A 21,240-nucleotide genomic window follows, 5' to 3' on the forward strand; every position below is an offset into this window, starting at 1 on the left:
AGCCCTTACGAGCGGGGCTTATAGGGCATTACTGATATTATTGGGTGTTGACAGCCCTTTGCTGCTTGGGTAAGAGCGCAGGCAATGCTGGTTTAGCTCAGTTGGTAGAGCAACCGCCTTGAATTACGAGTGCCTAAGGGGAAACCCTTGGAGTAGAACGAGCCAAATTCGGTGAAGGCTTAGGGAGTAATCCCATGCTAATACCGAGCGAAGCCTAGGAAACTAGGAACGTGTAGAGACTAGACGGTTCGCACCTAACGGCTTCGGCTTATGGTGAAGGTATAGTCCAGACCACGAACGGGCAACCCACGTTGCCCGGCGGCGAAAGTCGAAGTGGGAAGGTAAGCGGTAGGTCGTGAGTTCGAGTCCCACAACCAGCACCATGTGACCCCGGCCTTTATGGCCGGGCTACACACTCAATCATCATTACTAATTCTAACTGCCAGTTCGGAAGCGTACATCTTCCATTCAGGTTGTAGCTGTTCTGCGAGTTGTTCTGACGTGGCATCCACGTAAAATTCTTGGAGCATTTTGGGGCTCGTGCCCATATTATGAGCCAAAGCGTAAAATGGTACCTTGGCTATAATCATCTGTGTGGCGAAGAAGTGCCGTAGAGAATAAGCGGAACGCTTTGCCCCTGTGTAGTCATATAAAAGACCTGCCTCTTCCAATAAGGCATCGAGTCCATTTCGGAATGATCTTTGAACATTCCCTCTGCTGTTTATGAATGGCGACTCGGTAGGTAAGGGGTTTCTGCCAAGCTCTTCTCTGCACAAATCCCATAAGTGTTGGATTGACCAATAGACCTCTGGCATCGGTACGATGGTTCTGTTTTTGTCCTTGCCGTGGACTTGTAAGCGAATCCGTTTCCCGCAAGCCAAACGGGCATCGTCACTGCTACTGTCGATATTGGGTTTAAAATGAAGAATGTCTTTCCACAGAAGGTTTGCTGCTTCTGGTGGTCTCATGCCTGTGAAAGCCATTAACTCCACATAGGCACGTAGTCTTAGTCGATCTCTTCTGACGCGTGGGTGTAAGAACTCGTCGCCTAATGCTCTTCGAGTCGCTACGATATTAAGCCTTCCATATTCCTCCCATGTAAAACTCGGTCTGGGATTGGGCTTAATGGGTTGAGAGTTAACCTCAATGACCTCGCTTATAAAGCCTTCACGACGAAGCCATGTGAAGAAGGAACGTAAGGCCATGGCTTCATCAGCCTTAGTTGATCCACTCGGCGGTTTACGTGACCTTTGACTGACGGGTCTTGTTATCGTTTTACCATCACGAACATAAGGGATCGTCTGAATGTCTCGACCCGGCCCCTCAGTCCAATAGACATTGCGCCAGTCCCAATATCTATCGACTTTGGTACTTGTTATATGTGTGACGCTTTCTTTCTCAAAAAACTCACGAATATATCGGTTCGTGATGCCGTAGAGGTTCTTAAACTTCTTCTCGGATATTATGCCGTTTTCCATCTGCTTGCGTTGATAGCGAAGGTATGAATCCAAGCATTCATTGAAGGACTTAGGCTTTGCCTTGATACCAAGTTTATCATTGTGGACAGCTTGCGCGTAGAATTCGAAGGCTAGTTTTGCGGCTTCTCGCTCATCTCTCGTGCCTAGCGATTTGATGATCTGGCCCTGGCCCCTTATTGAGAACCTTACCCAATAAGTTGTGCCTCTTTTGAAGAGGCGATAAGGCGTTACGCTATCGTAATACACCGCCATGCTGTTGCTACCCCGTGCTGTATTAGCTTTGTATTAGCGTAATGCTGTGTTCCGGGGAGGGCAACGTCTAATAATTTTCAGCAATAACAATGACTTATATCCAAAGTGGCACCGTAATTGTATAAGTTACAAGGCGGTTGCTCTACCACTGAGCTATAAGGGCACAAGCGCATAGTCTGCGCTAAGGCCGGACTATAAGCGATAAAAGGGTAAGAGCGTCAAGTCCTGTTTTTTGGAATAATCGCGGTTTTTTTGGCCCATACACATATTGCATCGTTTTCGTGGGTGGCGCATCTAGGCGGACATGCCGCACGTTTCCCCAAGCCCCGCTCCCGCCCTGTTTCTGCACGATAGCCAGCGCCGCGCGACCGTGCCGTTCCAGCCGCTCGATCCCGCGCATATCAAGGTCTATTACTGTGGCCCCACGGTGTATGATCTGGCCCATATTGGCAACCTGCGCGCCATGCTTACGGCGGATGTGCTGGTCAGGCTGCTGCGCACGCTCTACCCCCGTGTTACATTCGTGCGCAATATTACCGATGTGGATGACAAGATTACCGCCCGCGCCCGCGCCAATGGGGAAGATATTGGCGCGCTTACCCAGCGTACCACGGCGGAGTTTCATCAGGATCTGGCATCCCTTGGCGTGCTGCCCCCCGACATAGAACCCCGCGCGACCCATAATATTGGCGAGATGCAGGCCATGATCGCCCGGCTGATTGAAAACGGGCACGCATACGCGGCACAGGGGCATGTGCTGTTTTCGGTCGGGTCGTTCCCTTCCTACGGCGCACTTTCCGGCCGTAACCCGGATGAGCTGGAAGCGGGTGCACGTGTGGAAGTGGCACCCTACAAAAAAGCACCGGGTGACTTTGTGCTGTGGAAACCATCAGATGCAGACCAGCCGGGGTGGGATAGCCCGTGGGGCAGGGGGCGTCCGGGGTGGCATATTGAATGCTCGGCCATGTCGCACCGTTATCTGGGCGATAGTTTTGATATTCATGGTGGTGGGTCGGACCTGCTTTTCCCGCATCATGAGAACGAACGCGCGCAAAGCCTGTGCTGCTTCCCGCATAGCCAGTTTGCCAATTACTGGGTGCATAACGCCATGCTTCTGGTGGACGGTGAGAAAATGTCCAAGTCACTGGGCAATTTCCTGACCATCCGCGATGTGCTGGCGCAGGCTCCGGCGGAGGCATTGCGCCTGCTGCTGCTGGGCACGCATTACCGCTCCACCCTGAATTACACGCAGGCCGGGCTGAATGAGGCCCGCAAGACGCTGGACCGGTTCTACCGTGCCCTCTCCAGCGTGCCGGATGTGCCCGCAACCCCTGTGCCGCAAACCGTACTGGCCGCATTGGCGGAAGACCTGAATACCCCCAGGGCCATTGCCGAACTGCATGTGCTGGCTAATCAGGCCATGGGCGGGGACCGCGAGGCCGCAGGCGCGCTCAAAGCCGGTGGGGCGTTAATGGGTCTGTTGCAGGGGGACCCGGCGCAGTGGTTCCGCGGAGAGTCTTCCGCCGAGGAAGATGCCGCGATTGAAAACCTGATAACGGAGCGGCTGGCCGCCAAAAAAGCGCGGGATTTTACAAGGGCCGATGCCCTGCGCGACCAGTTGCAGGCACAGGGTATTGTGCTCGAAGATACAAAAGACGGCACGAACTGGAGGCGCGCATGACCGGGCGGGACGGCGGGGCACCTCTGGAGCCTTTGGGCAACACACCTGTTGTTATTCTGGTCAGGCCGCAAATGGCCGAGAACATTGGCACCACGGCCCGCGCCATGGCCAATGGCGGGCTGTTTCACCTCAGGCTTGTCAGCCCGCGTGATGGCTGGCCACAGGACCGGGCATGGCGCACGGCCTCGGGTGCAGACAGGATTCTGGAAGCCGCCACAGTGCATGACAGTGTGGATGACGCCATAGCCGACCTGCACCATGTGTACGCCACCTGCCCACGGCCGCGCCATATTGTAAAAACGGTCATGACCGCGCGTGGCGGTGCGGCGGAACTGCGTGCGGCAACCCAGCGCGGGCTCAGGGTCGGGCTGATGTTCGGCCCCGAACGCGCCGGGCTGGATAACGAGGATATGGCACGCGCGGACGCGCTGATCCGCTACCCGCTTAACCCGACCTTCATGTCGCTCAATCTGGCGCAGGCGGTCATGATCATGGCGTATGAATGGTGGATGGCGGCAGACGCAACACCCCCCCGCACGCTCATGACCAACGAGACGCACGTAGCCACCAAAGGTGAGCTTGAGAACTTTATGGGCCACCTTGTGCGCGAACTGGATGGATGCGGCTTTTTGCGGAACGCGCAAAAACGCCCCGGCATGGTCCGCAACCTGCGTCACTTTTTTACGCGTGGGGAAGTTACAGAGCAGGAACTACGCACCCTGCATGGTGTTGTGCGCGAACTGGCACACCCCCGCCGGATGGAGGACTGACCACCCCGCAAGGGAGGCGGTCTGGCCCCAACCCGCAGCAGATTATGCGGCGGACTGGGGTTAACGGGTGTGGCCTGCTGCTACAGCCCACACCGGATACCGCGCAGGAGTTAGTCTGCGGCCAGCGCCATGTGCTGCTGTCTCATGGCGCGGGTTACGTGGTCTTCCACCGCAGCGGTAATCTTGTCTGCCTGTTTGGCAAAGATATGATCCGCTTCGGGGTACACACGGTAGTCCACTGCAACACCTTTCTGGGTGTTCAGCTTATCCACCAGTTTGTGGATGGCGGGCTCGGGGGCCATGTCATCCTTGCCACCGGCAATCATTAGCCCGCCGCACGGGCAGGGGGCCAGAAAGCCGAAGTCATAATGGGCCGCAGGCGGCGCAATGCTGATCCAGCCGGTAATTTCCGGACGGCGCATCAGCAGCTGCATGCCCACGAACGCCCCGAACGAATACCCGGCAATCCACAGACCGCTGGCGTTGGGGTTGATCATCTGCATCCAGTCAAGGGCTGCTGCGGCATCGGAAATTTCGCCAATGCCCCCGTCAAACCGCCCCTGCGAGCGGCCAACCCCACGGGAATTGTAGCGCATGACGGAAAAGCCCATGTTCTCGAACGTGCGGTACAGGGCGTATGTAATCCGGTTGTTCATGGTGCCGCCGTGCAGCGGGTGGGGGTGCAGCACGAGGGCAAGCGGGGCGTTGGGCTCGTTTGAGTGGTGATAACGTCCTTCAAGACGTCCATCCGGGCCGGCAAACATAACCTCAGGCATGTAGGTTCCGCTTGATCTGGGAAGGGCGTCCACGGGCATGACGCTTCCGGGTTTGATAAATTGCCCCGGCAGGGAACGATGCCACGTTCCGGGTCGGAACATGCGGGCAAACCAGAGGCCCGCAAGCTTTAATTCTCAGTCAGCCTGTCTCCTTTTTCCGTTTCTGGGGGAAAACGGAAAAAGGAGCGCATTACAGACACATGGTGCCCGTCCCACGACCAGAAAAGGGTGTGCGGCACACTCCGGCGTTGACCTTGCGCAAAACGCAGGCATAATCATACGGGCTGTTGTCCGTGAATGCTGCGCATGCGGGAAAACCCGTTTCCAGCCTGCCGTCTCCATTGTGCCCTGTGGTGCTGACCATACGGCACTCTATAGCGGCTTGGGGGCCAGAATTTCCACATAAATCGTGACAATGGCCGTACTGCACGGCCTGCAAAAAGCGCAGTTCTGGTATGGTTACGGGTGGAAAAAAAGCATGAATGACAAAACAGACGATAGGGCAAAGGATTTTTCCCAACCCGTCTATCTGGATGCCAACGCGACCGAGCCCCTGCGGCCTCAGGCGCGCGCGGCCATGCTGGAGGCTGCGGACCTTACGGGGAATCCTTCTTCCGTGCACCATGCGGGGCGGCGCGCACGCGCCGTGCTGGAGGAGGCGCGCAACACGGTAGCGCACCGGCTTGGTGTGGCTCCGCTCAACTGCGTGTTTACCTCTGGCGGCACGGAGGCCAACGTGCTGGCCATGCACGGGCTTGGGCAGGGGCGGCGTTTTCTGGTTGGTCGCACCGAGCATGATGCCGTGCGCAAGGGTGTGCCCGATGGGGCGGACAGGGCATGGCTGGAGGTGGACAGCCACGGGCAGGTTCGTCTGGACCTGCTGGAGGCAGCCCTGAGTGCGCCGGGCGCTCCCGCCTTTGTCTGCCTCATGCTGGCTAATAATGAAACAGGCGTGCTCCACCCCATGGCCGAGGTGGCCCGCCTGTGCCGCCAGTATGGTGCACATCTGCATGTGGATGCCGTGCAGGCCGCAGGCCGCATGGCTGTGAATGTGGAAGAACTGGGGGCGGATAGTCTGGCCTGCTCCGGTCACAAAATGGGTGGGCCAAAAGGGGCTGGTGCCCTGCTGTTGCGCGGGCCTGCCCCAAGGCCGCTGGCCCCGGTGTTTGAAGGCGGCGGGCAGGAGCAGGGGCGCAGGGGGGGCACCCAGCCCCTGCCCGCCATAGCCGGGCTTGCCGCAGCGTTGTGTGATGCTCTGGACAACCCGCGCGATCTGGCCCCCCTGCGTAACCGGCTGGAGCAGGCTGCACAGGCCACAGGAGCCTTGGTGTGTGGCGCAGGGGCTCCACGGCTGGGCAATACGGCATCCCTTGTGCTCCCCGGTCGGCGCGCGCAGGGGCAGCTGATGCGGCTGGACCTGGACGGGCTTTGTGTTTCCGCAGGTTCGGCCTGTTCGTCGGGCAAGGTGGCGTTCTCCCATGTGCTGGAGGCCATGGGGCTGGGGGAACAGGCGGGGCAGGCCATACGCGTGTCCCTGCCATGGAACGTGCGGGAGGCGGATGTGGAGCGGTTTGTGCAAAGTTACGCACGCATGGCGGCCGGGGCTGGTCTGGCTCTGGCGCAATAGGGGGCCGGGTATGGCGGCATTGTATTTTGACCACGCGGCAACCACGCCATGCGACCCGCGCGTGCAGGCGGTTCTGCTGCGCGCTCTGGCGGAGGAAAACGGCAACCCGCATAGTACCACCCATGCCAGCGGCATCCGGGCGGCCCATATGGTGGAACATGCCCGCGCGCAGGTTGCCACCCTGTTGGGGGTAGAGGCGCGTGAGATTGTTTTTACCTCGGGGGCGACCGAGTCCAATAACCTTGCCATCAAGGGAGCGGCACGGCATCTGGCGGCACAGGGCAGCCCGCGCCGCCGAATTATAACTGCCGCGACCGAGCATAAATGCGTGCTGCAAAGTGTGGCGGATCTGGCGTATGAAGGGTTTGAGCCGGTTGTTCTGCCGGTTAACCCCCTTGGGCAGGTGGAGCCGGAGGTGCTGGCCCGCGCTTTGGCAGAGGCCCCCACGGCTGTTGTGTCCATTGCCGCGGCTAATAACGAAACCGGGGTTCTGCAGGACCTTGCCACACTGGGTGCGCTGGTCGTGCAGGCGGGGGCGCTGCTGCATACCGATCTGGCGCAGGCGGCGGGTAAAATTGCGCTGGACCTGCATGCCCTGCCCGTGGCTCTGGCCTCCATTTCCAGCCACAAGCTGTATGGGCCAAAGGGGGCGGGAGCCCTGTTTGTACGTCGCCGTCCGCGTGTGCGCCTGACCCCCCTGTTCTCTGGCGGTGGGCAGGAGCGGGGGCTGCGTTCTGGCACCCTGCCGGGCTTTTTGCTGGCAGGATTTGGGGAAGCCTGCCAGATTGCCAGCACGGATATGGCGCGTGATGGTGCACATCTGGCCAAAGTGCAGGCGGTGTTTCTGGCCCGTCTGGGTCCGCAGTTGCCCGGATGTGTGGTCAATGCGCAGGAGGCTGTGCGCCTGCCGGGTATTTTCAGCCTGCGCCTGCCGCCTGACCTGCGTGCGGCGGAGGTTCTGGCGGTCATGCCCGGGCTTGAGGTTTCCCTTGGTTCGGCCTGCTCTTCGGCCGAACTGGCCCCCTCCTACGTGCTGGAGGCCATAGGGCTGAGCTTTGATGAAGCAGGAAGAAGCTTGCGTCTGTCCCCCGGACGTTTTACCTCCACCGCCGAAGCAGAACGCGCGGCGGACAGTCTGGCACAGGCTGCCCTGCAGGTGCGGGCCACACCCCGACGGCCCATGCCCGCAGCCTAAGGCCCGGATCATACAGGCCGCCGCCGCCATGATATTTTTTGGCAGGATGAAAACCAATGCCCCAGATGACGTTTGTTGAGCAGGACGGAACAGAACGCACGGTCGATGCCCCGGTTGGCCTGTCCGTGCTGGAAATTGCCCATAAGCATGATGTGGACCTTGAGGGTGCGTGCGAGGGGTCTCTGGCCTGCGCGACCTGCCACGTTGTGGTGGACCCCGCATGGGCGGACCGGCTGGAAGCCCCGACCGATGATGAAGAAGACATGCTCGACCTTGCGTTCGGGCTGGAAAAAACCTCGCGCCTTGGCTGCCAGATTGTCATGACCGAAGCCCTTGATGGTCTGGTCGTGCGCCTGCCCGGCAAGGCCTGAGAGCAAAAAGGGAAGGAAAGCCCGCCCATGCGTATTCTTGTTGCCATGTCCGGAGGGGTGGATAGTTCCGTGGTGGCTGCCCGCCTTTTGGAAGAAGGGCACGAGGTTGTGGGCGCGACCCTTCAGCTCTACGATTCCAGAGGGGCGGCCAAAAAGGGCGCGTGCTGTGCGGGGCAGGACATCCGCGACGCCCGCGCCGTGGCCGACCGTCTGGGATTCCCGCATTATGTGATTGATGCGGAACGCCGGTTTCAGGATAGCGTGATCGAACGCTTTGCCGATGCCTATGCGGCGGGGGAAACCCCGGTCCCCTGTGTTGCGTGCAATCAGGGCGTCAAGTTTACCGACCTGCTGGGACTGGCGAAGGAAATCGGGGCCGATGCCATGGCCACCGGCCATTACGTTCGCCGTGTGGAAGGCCCGCAGGGTGCGGAACTGCACCGCCCGGTGGATGAGACGCGTGACCAGAGCTGGTTCCTGTTTGCCACCACCCGCGACCAGCTTGATTTTTTGCGCTTCCCTCTGGGTGACATGCCAGACAAGGCCGCCGTACGGCGCGAGGCCGAGCGGTACGGGCTGGTTGTGGCAGGCAAGCCAGACAGCCAGGACCTGTGCTTTGTCAGCGATGGTTCCTACGTGGATCTGGTGGAGCGCATGCACCCCGAAATGGCCGGGCCGGGCGAGATTGTGGACCAGTCCGGCCATGTTGTGGGCGCGCATGAGGGCGTGATGCGCTTTACCGTGGGCCAGAGCAAACGGCTGGGGAATGCTGCCCGCCTGCACGGTGAGCGCCAGATGGTGGTGGGCGTGGAGCCGGGCCGCAAGCGTGTTATTATTGGCCCGCGTGCGCATGCGTTTGTCAGTTCCCTGTCCGTGCGGGATGTCAACTGGCTGCTGGACCCTCCGGCCGAAGGCCTTGTCTGCAAGGTGCAGATGCGCGCGCGTGAAGAGCCGCGCACGGCCCGTGTGGTCCCAACCCACGATGGCGCAACCGTGCTGCTGGACGAACCCGCCATGCCCGCCCCCGGTCAGGCCTGTGTGTTTTATCAGGGGAGTCGTATTCTGGGCGGCGGGTTTATCCGCCGGACGGACCAGCAGGCTACGGCTTGAACAGAACAGGAGAACACGCACATGGCGGAAGGTCGTCTGGTTATTGGTACGCAGCGTTATTCGTCATGGTCCCTGCGCGGCTGGCTGTGTGTGCGTCTGGCCGGGCTGGATGTGGGGGTGGAGGTTGTGCCGCTGGCCGGTGCAGGGCAGACCGCAGCCCTTAAAACCCTCTCGCCCAACGGGTGCGTACCGTATCTGGAACACAGGGGGGCCGTGGTGTGGGACTCGCTCTCCATCGCTGAATACTGTGCCGAGCACCACGCCTTTTTATGGCCGGAGGACCGGGCCGCGCGGGCATGGGCGCGCTCGGTGGCGGCGGAAATGCACTCCGGCTTCAGGGCCGTGCGCTCTGCCCTGCCCATGAATCTGGGCCGTAATCACCCGCTGGCCGCGCCTCTGGCCGAAGATGTGCACAAGGATATAGCGCGCATTAACGCCATCTGGACCGAAGGGGCCGGCCGGGGCGGGCCGTTCCTGTGCGGGTCGGGCATGGGGAATGCGGATGCCATGTTTGCCCCTGTTGTCTGCCGTTTTCTGTCCTACGACGTACCGGGGCTTTCCAGCACGGCGCAGGCTTACATGCAGGCCGTGCGCTACCACCCGCTGATGGTGGAATGGTACGCTGCTGCTGCGCGTGAGCCGGTGGAATGGCAACTGGATATGTACGAAACCCTCGCCTGAACACACCATGGCGGGCAGCAGGGCAGCAGGCATGAGCGTGCGCAACCCGCAGCAGGGCAACGGAGTGGGCGGTTCCCCCGCAGCGTTCACTCCCCCCTTGCGGGTGCTGACTGTTCTGCCCCCGCGTGAAAGTTTTGCCCCTGATGAGGCCGGGGCCATAGCTCTGCTGGTGCACCGCATGGCCGGGGCGGGCGAAGTGGTGGCGGGCAGCTCCCCGGCAACCAGCCCGTATGATGATGTGCCTTTTGCGCCTGTGCCGCCGGTTCTGTTCCCGTTCAGCCATGCGGGGCGTTACCGGGCGGGCGTGGTGCGGCTGGTCCGCAGGCTGCGCCCCGATCTGGTGGAGGTGCATAACCGCCCGGATCTGGCGTGGGCCATAAGCCAGCGCTTTCCCTACCTGCCGCTGGTGCTGGTGCTGCACAATGACCCGCGCAGTATGCGCCTGATCAAAACGGCCCGTAAGCGCATGTTGCTGGCCCGCAGGGTGGCTGTTGTTGTGGTGTCCGAGTGGTTGCGGAACCGTTTTCTGGAGCAGGGCGTGCAGGCGCAGGTTAGCGTGCTGCCCAATGGGCTGGACCTTGCGGCATTGCCAGCCCCCGCCCCTGTAAGGGACAATCTTGTGCTGTTTGCTGGCCGCGTTGTGGCAGACAAGGGGGTGGATGCCTTTGTGCAGGCCTGCGCCACCCTGCTGCCCCGCTACCCCACATGGCGGGCGCAGATTATAGGGGCAGACAGGTTTGGCTGTATGTCCCCCCAAACCGAATTTCTGAGCAGAATACAGGCGCAGGCTCAGGCCGCAGGGGTACAGATGCTAGGCTACCAGCCCCATGCGCAGGTTTTGCAGGCCATGAGCCACGCGGCCATTGTGGCCGTGCCCAGCCGGTGGGCCGAACCTTTTGGCATGGCCGCACTGGAGGCCATGGGCTGTGGGGCTGCGTTGGTGACATCACGCAAAGGGGGGCTGCCCGATGTAGCCGGGCAGGCAGCACTTTACGCTAACCCCGATGACCTGCCCTCCGTGGTGGAAGCGCTTGACCGCCTGATGTCCGATACCGAACTGCGCAGCCGCATGGGGCAGGCCGGGCGTGTGCGGGCACAGATGTTTGATAGTGCAGTGCTCCGCACCAGACGCCACAACCTGCATGCAAGGCTTGCGCAGGTCTGGCCCGATACAGGAGCACTCGGGCAGCTTTAAGGGGCGGTGTGCCGTGGAGTGGGTTTTTCAGCCCTGTTCGGTTGCGCGCCAGCCGCAGGCGTGCAGGGCGGGGCGCATGCCCGCGCGTGGGGGTGCGGTTACGGTAACACCGTTATCAATGGGCAGGTACAAGCTTCTGGCCAGCAGGTGCAGCCCGGCCGCGTGGGGCTTGCCGTAAAGCGCGTCCCCCACAATGGGCCAGCCCATGGCGGCACAATGGACACGGGCCTGATGGGTGCGCCCTGTTTCCAGCTCCAGTTCCAGCCAGCTTGTCTGCCCGTCCCGGCCCAGAACCCGCCATGTGGTGGCCGCAGGAGCCCCCTTGTCCGCTACCTGCACGGACCAGCCCGCTCTGGTGCTGGTTTTGAGCAGTGGCAGGTTAATCCGCCCGGTGGGTGCCTGTGGTCCACCATCCACCACAGCCCAGTAGGTTTTGCGTGCGGTTTTGTTTGCAAAGGCTTCCTGCATGGCCAGTAGGGGCTGTTTGCGCAGGGCTATGGCAAGGCAGCCCGATGTATCCGCATCCAGCCGGTGGGCAAGCCACGGGCCATCCTTGCGGCGGGAAAGCTGGGGAAACCAGTCCTCCACACAGGCACCCCCACCGGGGCCGGTGTGCACGGGCAGGCCCGCGGGCTTGTCAAGAATAACCACATGGCTGCTCTGGTAGAGCAGGGGGGGCAGGGGGGCAGGCATACGGGGTTTTAGTCTTCTTCGCGGTTGGAGCCGATCAGCACCTTGCGGCGGCCGACATTGTCTGCCCGGCTGATAATTCCTTCCTTTTCCATCTGCTCAATCAGCTTGGCCGCGCGGTTGTAGCCAATGGACAGGTGGCGCTGGATGAAGGAGGTGGATGCCTTGCCCTCACGTGTGACAATGCTTACCGCCTCGCTGTACATGTCGGCTTCGGCGTTTTCGTTCCCGCTGGCACGGCTGCCAGCGCTGGAGGAGGAACCTTCCTCCATGGGTTCGGCCAGAACGTCCTCATCATAAATGGGCTCGCCCTGTTCCTTGAGGAAGTTGACAACCTGCTCCACTTCGCTGTCGGCCACAAACGGGCCGTGTACGCGGGTAATGCGCCCGCCACCCTGCATGAACAGCATGTCCCCCTGCCCCAGAAGCTGCTCGGCCCCCTGCTCGCCCAGAATGGTGCGGCTGTCGAACTTGCTGATCACCTGAAACGAAATACGGGTGGGGAAGTTGGCCTTGATGGTGCCGGTAATCACATCCACCGAAGGGCGCTGCGTTGCCATGATGACATGAATCCCCGCCGCGCGCGCCTTCTGGGCCAGACGTTGCACGCAGGCGTCAATTTCCTTGCCTGCGGTCATCATCAGGTCGGCCATTTCGTCAATAATGACCACAATATAGGGCATGGGGTCCAGAGCGACGGACTGTTCCTCAAACACCGGGTTGCCGGTTTCGGGGTCAAAGCCGGTCTGTACGCGGCGGACCACCACCTCCCCGTCTGCCCGGGCTTCCGCCGCACGGGCGTTGTAGCCTGCAATGTTGCGCACCTGCAGGTGGGCCATGGTGCGGTAGCGGCGGTCCATTTCCCGCACAACCCATTTGAGCGCGTTAACCGCCTTGGGGGGCTCGGTCACAACCGGGGTGAGCAGGTGGGGGATGCCATCGTAAATGGAGAGTTCGAGCACCTTGGGGTCAATCATGATCAACCTGCATTCATCGGGCGAATGCCGGTAGAGCAGGGAGAGGATCATGGCGTTCACGCCAACCGATTTGCCCGAGCCGGTGGTGCCCGCCACCAGCAGGTGGGGCATGCGCGCAAGGTCGGAGAACATGGGTTCGCCCGCAATATCCTTGCCCAGTGCCAGAGGGAGCTGGCCGGTATCTTCCCGCCATGTGGGCTGGTTGAGCAGTTCGGACAGGTAAACCGTCTCACGCGTCTGGTTGGGAACTTCAATCCCCATCACGTTGCGGCCCGGCACGGTGGCAATGCGTACGCTCAGCACGGATAGCGAGCGCGCCACATCGTCCGCCAGCCCGATAATGCGCGCCGAGCGGATACCCGGTGCGGGTTCAAGCTCATAAAGTGTTACCACGGGGCCAGCACTCATGCCCACAATGCGGCCCTGCACGCCATAATCGGCCAGAACCTGCTCCAGCATACGGGCGGTGGCGTTGAGCAGCTCGGGCGAGGGGCCGGTATGGGCGTTGCTGGGGGCCGCGCGCAGCAGGCTCATGGGGGGGAGTTCCCATCCGCCCTTGCGGGTGGGGGTGCTGCGTTCGGGGGTGGCGTGCGTGCTCTCGGGCTGGCTGGCACCGGAGAACAGGCGGCCCAGCAACCCGCTTTTGGCGGGTTTTTCCGGCGTGGGATGCTGTGTCGTGGCGGTGGGCAGGGTAAAGGCTGTGTCGGCCTTTGTGGCGGGCTGCGGGGTTATGGTCGTTGCCCGTGCAGGGCTGCCCGGTGGTGCATCCAGCGGTGCGGGTGTCAGGGTATGCATGCTGCGCTGGCTGTTTTCCTGCGCACCGTGCAGTACCAGTGCCGTGCCTGTGGCATGGTGGGTGGCGGGCTGATGAGCGGTATAGGGGGCAAGGTCGTGCTCGTCCTCCTCATCATCAAACAGGGGGCCGGAGGGCAGGGTGCTGCCATAAAACGCGTCCGCCGCAGGCTGGGCGGACTGTGCGGTGTAGGCACCGGGCTGTACGCTGGCTGCCGGGGGGGCGGAGTGTGGTTTGTGGCTGGCATAGTAGCGCACGAACCGCCTGCCCAGTCTGCCCGGCAGGCACACGACAAATGCAAATGCCCGCCAGATGGCATACCATTCATGACGCCGCAGGCCGGTGCCAAGGGCAAGCAGAAGCCCCGCAAGCAGTCCGCCCAGCAGCCAGACAACCATTCCTCCCGCAGGCCCTATGGCGGCCATGCCCGCGGCAATGGAGGTCTGGGCTATGGAATGCCCAACACCCCCGCCAATACCCGCCTGTGTAGGCCATTCCACGCCGGGCAGGGCGGTAAACAGCAGTGGAATGGCGGCAAGGAGTGCCCCGCTTACGGGGAGCAGGCATAAAATGGCTGCCACCCGCATGCCAAACACCATCCATGTTTCGTGCCCGAGCAGGCGGTGGCTCATGAAGCGCCACCCCCATGCCAGCAGAATAAGCACCGGCACCGTGGCCCCCAGTCCGATTCCCTGCAACAGCGTATCGGCGACAAATGCGCCAGTCATGCCCAGCAGGTTGGTAGGGGGCTGGTTGGTGGCGGTGTTAAAGGAGGGGTCGGTCGGGTTGTAGGTCAGCAGGGCGGCCAGCAGGGCACAGGCCAGAATGCAGAGCGCAACGCCGCCGCTTTCTTCCATGCGCAGGCGCAGGGTACTTTTGTGGAGAGCGGGGGATCTGGTGGTATTTAAAGGGCTTATGCGCGCCAAGGGTGCCGGTCCTGACTCCAGAGGCCGCGCCTGCTCCCTGCCATGGGCAGGAATCGTGCGCGCGGGTGGTTGTAAAGGGTGACTGCTTTCTTCTTAGCAGTCCTGCCGCGTATTGCGAACCGCATCCTTTGCACAAGATTGCGGCCAGAGCCGGGCGGTGTTGAACCCATGTCAAAGAGGTGCGTCCAGAGCCGGGAGCATGGCCCCCCGGCGTGGCGGGCGTGGGCGTAAGGGGCGTGTCGGCTTGTTCAGCGGAGGGGGATCAACAATATTAGGCCAGTATATGCGCATTGTGCGGACAAGTCTGGGACTTTGCGCGTTTGCCTGTGTGGCGTGTATGCCGCATGGGGTCAGGCAGTCTGGGGCAGGACTGCGGTGGTTCGGGTAAGGGATTGTCGCGGGCACAGCCCCGATACAATGGCGGGTATCTGCTGTTGGTCATCTTCCGCACCGGGGTGTGCCGTGTGAATGGATGCAAGTAATTTGGCCAGTGTTTTGCAGTCTATGCAGTCCTCTCCTTTCCTGCGGCATATGCTGGCACCCTGCTTTGTTCTGCAAAAACCCGGTTCCGAATGGCCTGTCCGTGTTCAGCCCGATGGGAGCATTGCCTGTTCCGCCGACCCGCTTGAGCCCGCTCAGGCATGGTTTTACGCCCGGTTTGCGCTGGAACTGTCCGCCCTTGTGCGTGCCTGTTGCCCGCCTGCGGGGGCAGGCATGGCGGAGGGGGCAGATGGGCAACGCATGGCGCGTCTGCTGCTGGCTGCGGCAAGGGTTACGGCCTGTGCCTGGCAGACGGGGCCATTCTGCCCCTCCGGTGGGTCCATGCCCATGCCGTGTGCATGGGGGCATGGTCTGGCGGGAACCACAGTGCCCGATACCGCCCGGCTTGCCCGGTGCCTTATGGAACTGGCTTTTTTTGTAGCTTCCACCTTGCGCCCGCATGGGGTGGATGTGCCCGCCCTGCAGGCATGGGCCTGTACTGCATGGCCGGTGTTGCAACCTGCGGAATGGCTGGTTGTAAGCGGAGGGGACGAACGGCTGGACCCCGGCGCGCAAACCGGCCTTAACCGGTATGGGTGCCAGCCTCTCCCCCGGTACGGGGAGCTGGATTTTTCCTCCTCCACCGCATCCACCCCCACACTGCCCGCGGCGCGGGCCATGCATCAGGCGGCTATCCGGCTGATCCGCCTTGCGGTGGAGGGGCAGGGGGCCGGGGCCGTTGTGGAGGAAACCAAGACTTTTCTGGCAGGGTTTTACCATCTGGATGGAGCTGGGCGTGTTGTGCTCGCCCCATCGGGGACCGACTGCGCTCTGGCCGCCACGGCAGTCATGGAGTTGCTGAACACACCGCTGACAACCATCGTGCCCGGTGCGGAAGAAACCGGGAGCGGCGTGCCGCTGGCGACCTGTGGCCGCCATTTTGCCTATCGCACCGCGCGGGGGCAGGCAGTGCAGAAAGGCATGCCCATAGACGGGTTTATGCGGGACGCGGAATATGTTGCCTTGGAACTGCGTGGCAGCAACGCGGAGCGTGTGCCCGATAACGACCTGTTTGCCGCCTGCCAGCAGCAAGTGGCCCGCGCGGTTGGGGCGGGGCGGCGTGTGCTGCTTTACATGCTGCATGTTTCCAAAACCGGGCAGCTTGTGTTGCCCGCCAGCAGGGTGCGCGCCCTGTGTGCGCAATACCCCGGTCAGGTGGATGTGCTGGTGGATGCCTGTCAGGCCCGCCTGCGGCCAGAGCTTGTGCGCCAGTACGTGGCGTGGGGCTGGGCGGTTATGGTTACGGGGTCCAAGTTCTTTACCGGGCCACCGTTTAGTGGCGCGCTGTTTCTGCCCGATAGCTGGCTGGCCCGCCTGCACGGCACAGCCTGCCTGCCTGCTGGCCTTGCGGCATATGCCTCGCGGGCTGAATGGCCGGACCTGCCTGCCTGCCGCATCCTGCCTGCGGGCCTGAACGCGGGCCTGTTCGTGCGCTGGAGTGGAGCACGGGCCGAAATGGAGGCATTTGCCGCCGTGCCGGATGCGCAAAAGACCGAGCGGTTGCAGCAGTTCATGCAGGGGGCCACAGCCGCGCTGCGTGCCTGCCCGTTTGTACGCCTGCTGCCCTCGGTGGCGTTGTCCACCCAGCCGGAGGCAGACGCGTGGGACAGCCAGCCGGGCATTTTTGCCTTTACCGTCCTGCACGACGGCTGTGCGCTGGATTTTGCACAGGCCAGACTGGTGCATGGCTGGCTGCTGGCTGATCTGACCTCCTCCCTGCCCATGGACCTGCGGGGGGAGGAACGTGCTCTTGCGGCCCTGCCCTGCCATGTGGGGCAACCGGTTGCCCTGACCTCGGCGCAGGGTGTTGAGGCAGGTATGGGCGCGCTTCGTGTTTCGGCCTCTGCGCGGCATATTTCGGGCACGGGAGGGGGCTATGCGGCTGCCCTCGCAGTGGCAAAAGGGGCATCCACGGCAGACCACCCCGTAGTGTGGATGCTGGCCAAGCTGGGCCTGATCCTGCGTTACTGGGCGGACCTTGCCCATGCACAGCCACCGTGTCACCCGCATGCGGCCCGTGCCAGCCTGCCCGGTGGCGGGTGTATGTCCGGGCAGGCCCCTGCTCTGGGCAGGCCGGGCATTTCTGCTCTTGCGCTCGGGCAAAGCTGATTCCACAACAGAGGCATGAGCGAACACATGATTGCCGAAAAAGCCTCATCCTCTTCTCAGGACCATTTTCTGGATGGGCCTGAACTTCCAACCGGTATTACCCGCTTCTGGCTGATCCGCCATGCTCTGGTGGAAGAAAACGCCCGTATGCGCATGTATGGCAGCATGGACGTGCCGCTCTGTCCCGACAGCCTGATTGCCCAGAAGCCCATGTACCGCGCGCTGGCCCAGCGTCTGCCGCAGGATGCTCAGTGGTTCATAAGTCCGCTCTCTCGCACACGGCGTACCGCACAGGCGATTGAGGAGGCCGGGTACGGCCCCCGCCCGCTCACTGTGGAGCCGGACCTGATCGAGCAGAATCTGGGCACATGGCAGGGGCTGGAATATCACGTCCTGCCTGCGCACCTGACTCTGCCCCCCCACCCCTTCTGGCCTGTTGCCGCCAGTGACTGCCCCCCGGAAGGGGAGAGTGTGATTGAGGTATGCAGCCGTGTTGGTCGCCTGCTGGACCGGCTGGCCAGAACACATGCAGGGCGCAACATTGTGGCCGTGGCCCATGGTGGGGTTATTCGTGCGGCTCTGGCGCATGCGCTGCGCATACATGCCGAAACCGCGTTGCATTTTTCGGTCCAGAACCTCTCCCTGACCATTCTGGAGCGGCTGGATACGGGCTGGCGGGTGGTTACGGTAAACGAGTTGCCGGGTATCTGAACACCGCGGTTTCTGGCATTCAGGTCAAACAGGTGGCTGGCCGTGCGGGCAGCCGTTATTCCCAGACGGATATTTCCCAGACGGAGGGCTTTGGTCCATGTCTTTCTCTCCCTCACACGCCGGGGCGCTGGCCGCCACAGACCAGTTGTTTTTTGCTCAGGAGCAGGCCCAGCTTAGCCGGGATGATGCCGAAAAGCTGACCCGCACGGCGCTGGACGGCATGGACGATGGCGAACTGTTCCTTGAATACCGTGAGAGCGAATCCATAGCACTGGATGACGGGGTTATCCGCTCCGCCTCCTTCAACACCAGCACGGGCTTTGGCCTGCGCGCGGTGCTGGGGGAAGAGACAGGCTTTGCCCATTCGGATGAGATGAGCCGCTCCTCCCTGTTGCGTGCGGCCGGTGCTGTGGGTGTGGTGCGCGCGGGCCGCTCGGGGGTTATGGCCCCCCCACCACGCCCCACCAACCAGCGGCTCTACACGGATGCCAACCCGTTGGGAGATACGGATTTTGCCGCCCGGTCCGGTCTGCTTTCCAGTATTGATGCCTACGCACGGGGCAAGGACCGGCGCGTGGTGCAGGTTATGGCCTCGCTCTCGGGCGAGTGGCAGGCCGTGCAGATCATCCGTGCCGATGGCGCGCGCGTGGCCGACCTGCGGCCACTGGTGCGGCTGAATGTGTCGGTTGTGGTGGAGCATGATGGCAAGCGCGAGAGCGGGAGCCACGGCCTTGGCGGGCGTTACGAGATTAACCGCCTGCTGAATGAGGAAACATGGCAGGGTGCGGTGGACGAGGCCCTGCGTCAGGCGCTGGTGGCGCTGGAGGCACAGGCCGCCCCGGCAGGGGAAATGGAAGTGGTGCTGGGTGCTGGCTGGCCCGGTATTCTGCTGCACGAAGCCGTAGGTCACGGGCTGGAGGGGGACTTCAACCGCAAGGGAACATCTGTTTTTGCCGGGCGTATTGGCACACGCGTGGCCTCCCCCGGTGTGACGGTCATAGATGACGGCTCCATGCCAGACCGCCGTGGCAGCCTGACCATAGATGATGAAGGCACGCCTACAGGCCGCACGGTGCTGATTGAGGATGGTATTCTCAAAGGCTATTTGCAGGACCGGCTGAACGCACGGCTCATGGGGGTTGCCCCTACGGGGAATGGCCGCCGCCAGTCCTATGCGCATATGCCCCTGCCACGCATGACCAACACCATTATGCTCGAAGGCAACGCGACCACGGAGGAGATGATCCGCTCGGTCAAGCGTGGGCTGTACGCCGTGCATTTTGGTGGCGGGCAGGTGGATATTACGTCGGGCAAGTTCGTGTTTGCTGCCTCCGAAGCGTATCTGATCGAAAACGGGCGCGTTACGGCTCCGGTCAAGGGTGCAACGCTCATTGGCAGCGGGGCAGAGGCCATGACCCAGGTTTCCATGATCGGGGGTAATCTGGAACTGGACCCCGGCATTGGCACCTGCGGCAAGGCCGGGCAGGGCGTGCCGGTGGGTGTTGGGCAACCCACCCTTAAAATGACCGGGCTGACCGTGGGCGGCACGGCGTAAGGGCTGCTCCGTTGGTTATGGCCTGCGGTGGGCTGTTCCTGTTGCGCGCGCTCTCATGCTAGAGCGTGTGCCTTGGGTTCTGCCTGCCTGATGCGGGCCGAAGGATAGGGACAGGAAAATGGTCGAGAGCGGATTTCGGAGTTCTTTCATGCGCGAGGCCGCAGCACGCGGTTTCATTTTCCAGTGCACGGATGCGCAGGCACTGGACGCACTTATGGAACGGGAGTCCATCTCGGCTTATATCGGCTTTGACCCCACGGCAGACAGCCTGCATGTGGGCGGGCTGATCCAGATTATGATGCTGCGCCTGCTGCAAAAGCATGGCCATCGCCCCATCGCCCTTGTGGGCGGCGGCACTGCCCGTATTGGTGATCCTTCCTTCAGGGAGGAGGCGCGGCGGCTGATGACGGATGACATCATCCAGACCAACCTTGCCGGAATAGAAGGGTGTCTGCGCCAGTTCCTGACCTTTGGCACGGGCCCCGCGGATGCCCTGCTGGTCAATAATGCCGACTGGCTGGACAGGCTGGCCTATATTGACCTGCTGCGCGATGTGGGGGTGCATTTTTCCATTAACCGTATGCTGGCCTTCGACTCTGTCAAGAATCGTCTGGAACGGGAGCAGGGGCTGACTTTTCTGGAGTTTAACTACTCGATTCTCCAGTCCTATGACTTCCGCGAACTCAGCCGCAAATACGGGCTGGTGCTGCAACTTGGCGGCTCCGACCAGTGGGGCAACATTATCTCTGGCGTGGAACTGGTGCGCAGGACGGATCAGAAATCCGTCATGGGGCTGACCACTCCGCTGCTCACCACTTCCTCCGGCGCAAAAATGGGCAAAACGGCCAGTGGGGCCGTGTGGCTGTCCGAAAAACGTCTGCCGGTATTTGATTACTGGCAGTTCTGGCGCAACACCGAGGATGCTGATGTCGGGCGCTTCCTGCGTCTGTTCACGGACCTGCCGCTTGAAGAATGCGCACGGCTGGAGAGCCTGCCGGGCGCGCAGATTAACGAAGCCAAAAAGGTGCTGGCGACCGAAGCCACGGCCCTGTGCCACGGGCGCGAGGCCGCTCTGGCCGCAGCCGAAGCTGCCCGCCAGACCTTTGAGGAAGGCACGCTGACCGCCGCCGACCTGCCCGTGCATGAAGTGACCCAGCCTGACCTTGCCGCAGGGATTCCCGTTTTCCGCCTGCTGGTGGAGGCAGGGCTTGCCAAAACCAATGGCGAGGCCCGGCGTTTGGTACGGGGTGGTGGGGCGCGCCTCAACAATGCCGTGATAGCGGATGAAAATCGCCTGATTGTGGAGCACGATAGCGTAGATGGCGCCATCAGGCTTTCCGCTGGCAAAAAACATCATGTGCTGGTGAAGGTTGGAGCCTGAACATCAGGCCATCAGGCAGGTCAGGCGGTTTAAGTGGCGTCCTGTATGCGCACTGGCTGGGTTGGGGTCTTTAACCTTTTGAAGAACGCGTTTACCCGGCGGTGGGGGTAGCCTTAAGAAGGGCTCCCCGACGGACCGGCTTCAGGCTTTGCCTGTCTCGGGTGTGTTTGCAAAAGGCTCCGCTGCAATGCGGGGCCTTTTTTGCACGGGGACAGCGCCTGAACCTCTTGAAGGCAGGATTCTTTTTTTCAGGACGCTCGGGAGCCTGAAAAAACAGCGGCGTAAAAACTACGCTCTATGCTGGGGGAATTGCTGGTGCTGCTGGACAGGATTGAACTGTCGACCTCTCCCTTACCAAGGGAGTGCTCTACCACTGAGCTACAGCAGCACTGCTTGCGGGGTTCTAGCCTTTTGGGCGCACC

17 protein-coding genes and 1 tRNA gene are annotated in these 21,240 nt (G+C 61.9%); 12 read left to right on the top strand and 6 right to left on the bottom strand.

Annotation, left to right across the window (positions count from 1 at the left end):
* Nucleotides 1-416 precede the first annotated feature (416 nt).
* Complete coding sequence (locus HNR55_RS14575) at nt 417-1,730, bottom strand: site-specific integrase (protein ID WP_166116580.1); 1,314 nt, start codon at nt 1,728-1,730, stop codon at nt 417-419.
* A gap of 304 nt (nt 1,731-2,034) precedes the next feature.
* Here HNR55_RS14575 and cysS point away from each other — a divergent pair, with 304 nt between their 5' ends.
* Nucleotides 2,035-3,411: a cysteine--tRNA ligase gene (cysS, locus tag HNR55_RS14580; RefSeq protein ID WP_166116581.1), complete on the top strand. Its 1,377-nt coding sequence runs from the start codon at nt 2,035-2,037 to the stop codon at nt 3,409-3,411.
* Nucleotides 3,408-4,181, top strand: coding sequence for an RNA methyltransferase (locus tag HNR55_RS14585; RefSeq protein WP_166116583.1), 774 nt, complete (start codon nt 3,408-3,410; stop codon nt 4,179-4,181). Before cysS ends, HNR55_RS14585 begins: the two co-directional genes overlap by 4 nt.
* A gap of 110 nt (nt 4,182-4,291) precedes the next feature.
* Here HNR55_RS14585 and HNR55_RS14590 read toward each other — a convergent pair whose 3' ends face one another.
* Nucleotides 4,292-4,957 carry an alpha/beta hydrolase gene (locus HNR55_RS14590; protein ID WP_166116585.1) on the bottom strand — a complete coding sequence of 222 codons (666 nt, stop codon included), beginning with the start codon at nt 4,955-4,957 and terminating at the stop codon, nt 4,292-4,294.
* A gap of 190 nt (nt 4,958-5,147) precedes the next feature.
* Entirely contained in the window at nt 5,148-5,321 is a 174-nt protein-coding gene (locus tag HNR55_RS14595) for a hypothetical protein (RefSeq protein ID WP_166116587.1), read from the bottom strand.
* Nucleotides 5,322-5,435: 114 nt separating this feature from the next.
* Here HNR55_RS14595 and HNR55_RS14600 point away from each other — a divergent pair, with 114 nt between their 5' ends.
* Genes HNR55_RS14600 through HNR55_RS14625 form a run of 6 tightly spaced genes read left to right on the top strand, consistent with a single transcriptional unit; the run spans nt 5,436 to nt 11,136 of the window.
* Nucleotides 5,436-6,584 (top strand): cysteine desulfurase family protein, encoded by a 1,149-nt coding sequence (locus HNR55_RS14600; protein WP_166116589.1) that lies wholly within the window; start codon nt 5,436-5,438, stop codon nt 6,582-6,584.
* 10 nt (nt 6,585-6,594) lie between these two features.
* A complete protein-coding gene (locus tag HNR55_RS14605) occupies nt 6,595-7,779 on the top strand; it encodes a cysteine desulfurase family protein (RefSeq protein ID WP_166116628.1) in 1,185 nt (394 codons plus the stop codon).
* A gap of 56 nt (nt 7,780-7,835) precedes the next feature.
* Nucleotides 7,836-8,150, top strand: a complete 315-nt coding sequence (locus HNR55_RS14610; protein ID WP_166116591.1) for a ferredoxin family 2Fe-2S iron-sulfur cluster binding protein — start codon at nt 7,836-7,838, stop codon at nt 8,148-8,150.
* A 27-nt stretch (nt 8,151-8,177) separates the two neighbouring features.
* Nucleotides 8,178-9,260, top strand: coding sequence for a tRNA 2-thiouridine(34) synthase MnmA (gene mnmA, locus HNR55_RS14615; RefSeq protein ID WP_166116593.1), 1,083 nt, complete (start codon nt 8,178-8,180; stop codon nt 9,258-9,260).
* A 21-nt stretch (nt 9,261-9,281) separates the two neighbouring features.
* The gene (locus tag HNR55_RS14620) at nt 9,282-9,941 is read left to right on the top strand and encodes a glutathione S-transferase (protein ID WP_166116595.1); all 660 of its coding nucleotides are present in this window, start codon (nt 9,282-9,284) and stop codon (nt 9,939-9,941) included.
* A gap of 7 nt (nt 9,942-9,948) precedes the next feature.
* On the top strand, nt 9,949-11,136 hold the full coding sequence (locus HNR55_RS14625; RefSeq protein ID WP_242005626.1) for a glycosyltransferase family 4 protein: 1,188 nt from the start codon (nt 9,949-9,951) through the stop codon (nt 11,134-11,136).
* 27 nt (nt 11,137-11,163) lie between these two features.
* Here HNR55_RS14625 and HNR55_RS14630 read toward each other — a convergent pair whose 3' ends face one another.
* Nucleotides 11,164-11,829 carry an RluA family pseudouridine synthase gene (locus tag HNR55_RS14630; RefSeq protein ID WP_166116596.1) on the bottom strand — a complete coding sequence of 222 codons (666 nt, stop codon included), beginning with the start codon at nt 11,827-11,829 and terminating at the stop codon, nt 11,164-11,166.
* A gap of 8 nt (nt 11,830-11,837) precedes the next feature.
* Nucleotides 11,838-14,453 carry a DNA translocase FtsK 4TM domain-containing protein gene (locus HNR55_RS14635; protein ID WP_456304252.1) on the bottom strand — a complete coding sequence of 872 codons (2,616 nt, stop codon included), beginning with the start codon at nt 14,451-14,453 and terminating at the stop codon, nt 11,838-11,840.
* A gap of 573 nt (nt 14,454-15,026) precedes the next feature.
* Between HNR55_RS14635 and HNR55_RS14640 the strand changes: the two genes are divergently transcribed.
* The 4 genes from HNR55_RS14640 (at nt 15,027) to tyrS (ending at nt 20,818) form a co-directional block, all read left to right on the top strand.
* Nucleotides 15,027-17,171, top strand: coding sequence for a GMP reductase (locus tag HNR55_RS14640; RefSeq protein ID WP_166116600.1), 2,145 nt, complete (start codon nt 15,027-15,029; stop codon nt 17,169-17,171).
* 15 nt (nt 17,172-17,186) lie between these two features.
* On the top strand, nt 17,187-17,882 hold the full coding sequence (locus HNR55_RS14645; protein ID WP_166116602.1) for a histidine phosphatase family protein: 696 nt from the start codon (nt 17,187-17,189) through the stop codon (nt 17,880-17,882).
* A gap of 97 nt (nt 17,883-17,979) precedes the next feature.
* The gene (gene tldD / locus HNR55_RS14650) at nt 17,980-19,437 is read left to right on the top strand and encodes a metalloprotease TldD (RefSeq protein WP_166116604.1); all 1,458 of its coding nucleotides are present in this window, start codon (nt 17,980-17,982) and stop codon (nt 19,435-19,437) included.
* 118 nt (nt 19,438-19,555) lie between these two features.
* The gene (gene tyrS / locus HNR55_RS14655) at nt 19,556-20,818 is read left to right on the top strand and encodes a tyrosine--tRNA ligase (RefSeq protein ID WP_166116606.1); all 1,263 of its coding nucleotides are present in this window, start codon (nt 19,556-19,558) and stop codon (nt 20,816-20,818) included.
* Nucleotides 20,819-21,131: 313 nt separating this feature from the next.
* Here the strand turns inward: tyrS and HNR55_RS14660 are convergent.
* Nucleotides 21,132-21,206: transfer RNA gene (locus HNR55_RS14660), tRNA-Thr, on the bottom strand.
* Nucleotides 21,207-21,240: the final 34 nt, after the last annotated feature.

Source organism: Acetobacter lovaniensis (assembly GCF_014207635.1).
In the GTDB taxonomy this organism is placed as follows: domain Bacteria; phylum Pseudomonadota; class Alphaproteobacteria; order Acetobacterales; family Acetobacteraceae; genus Acetobacter; species Acetobacter lovaniensis.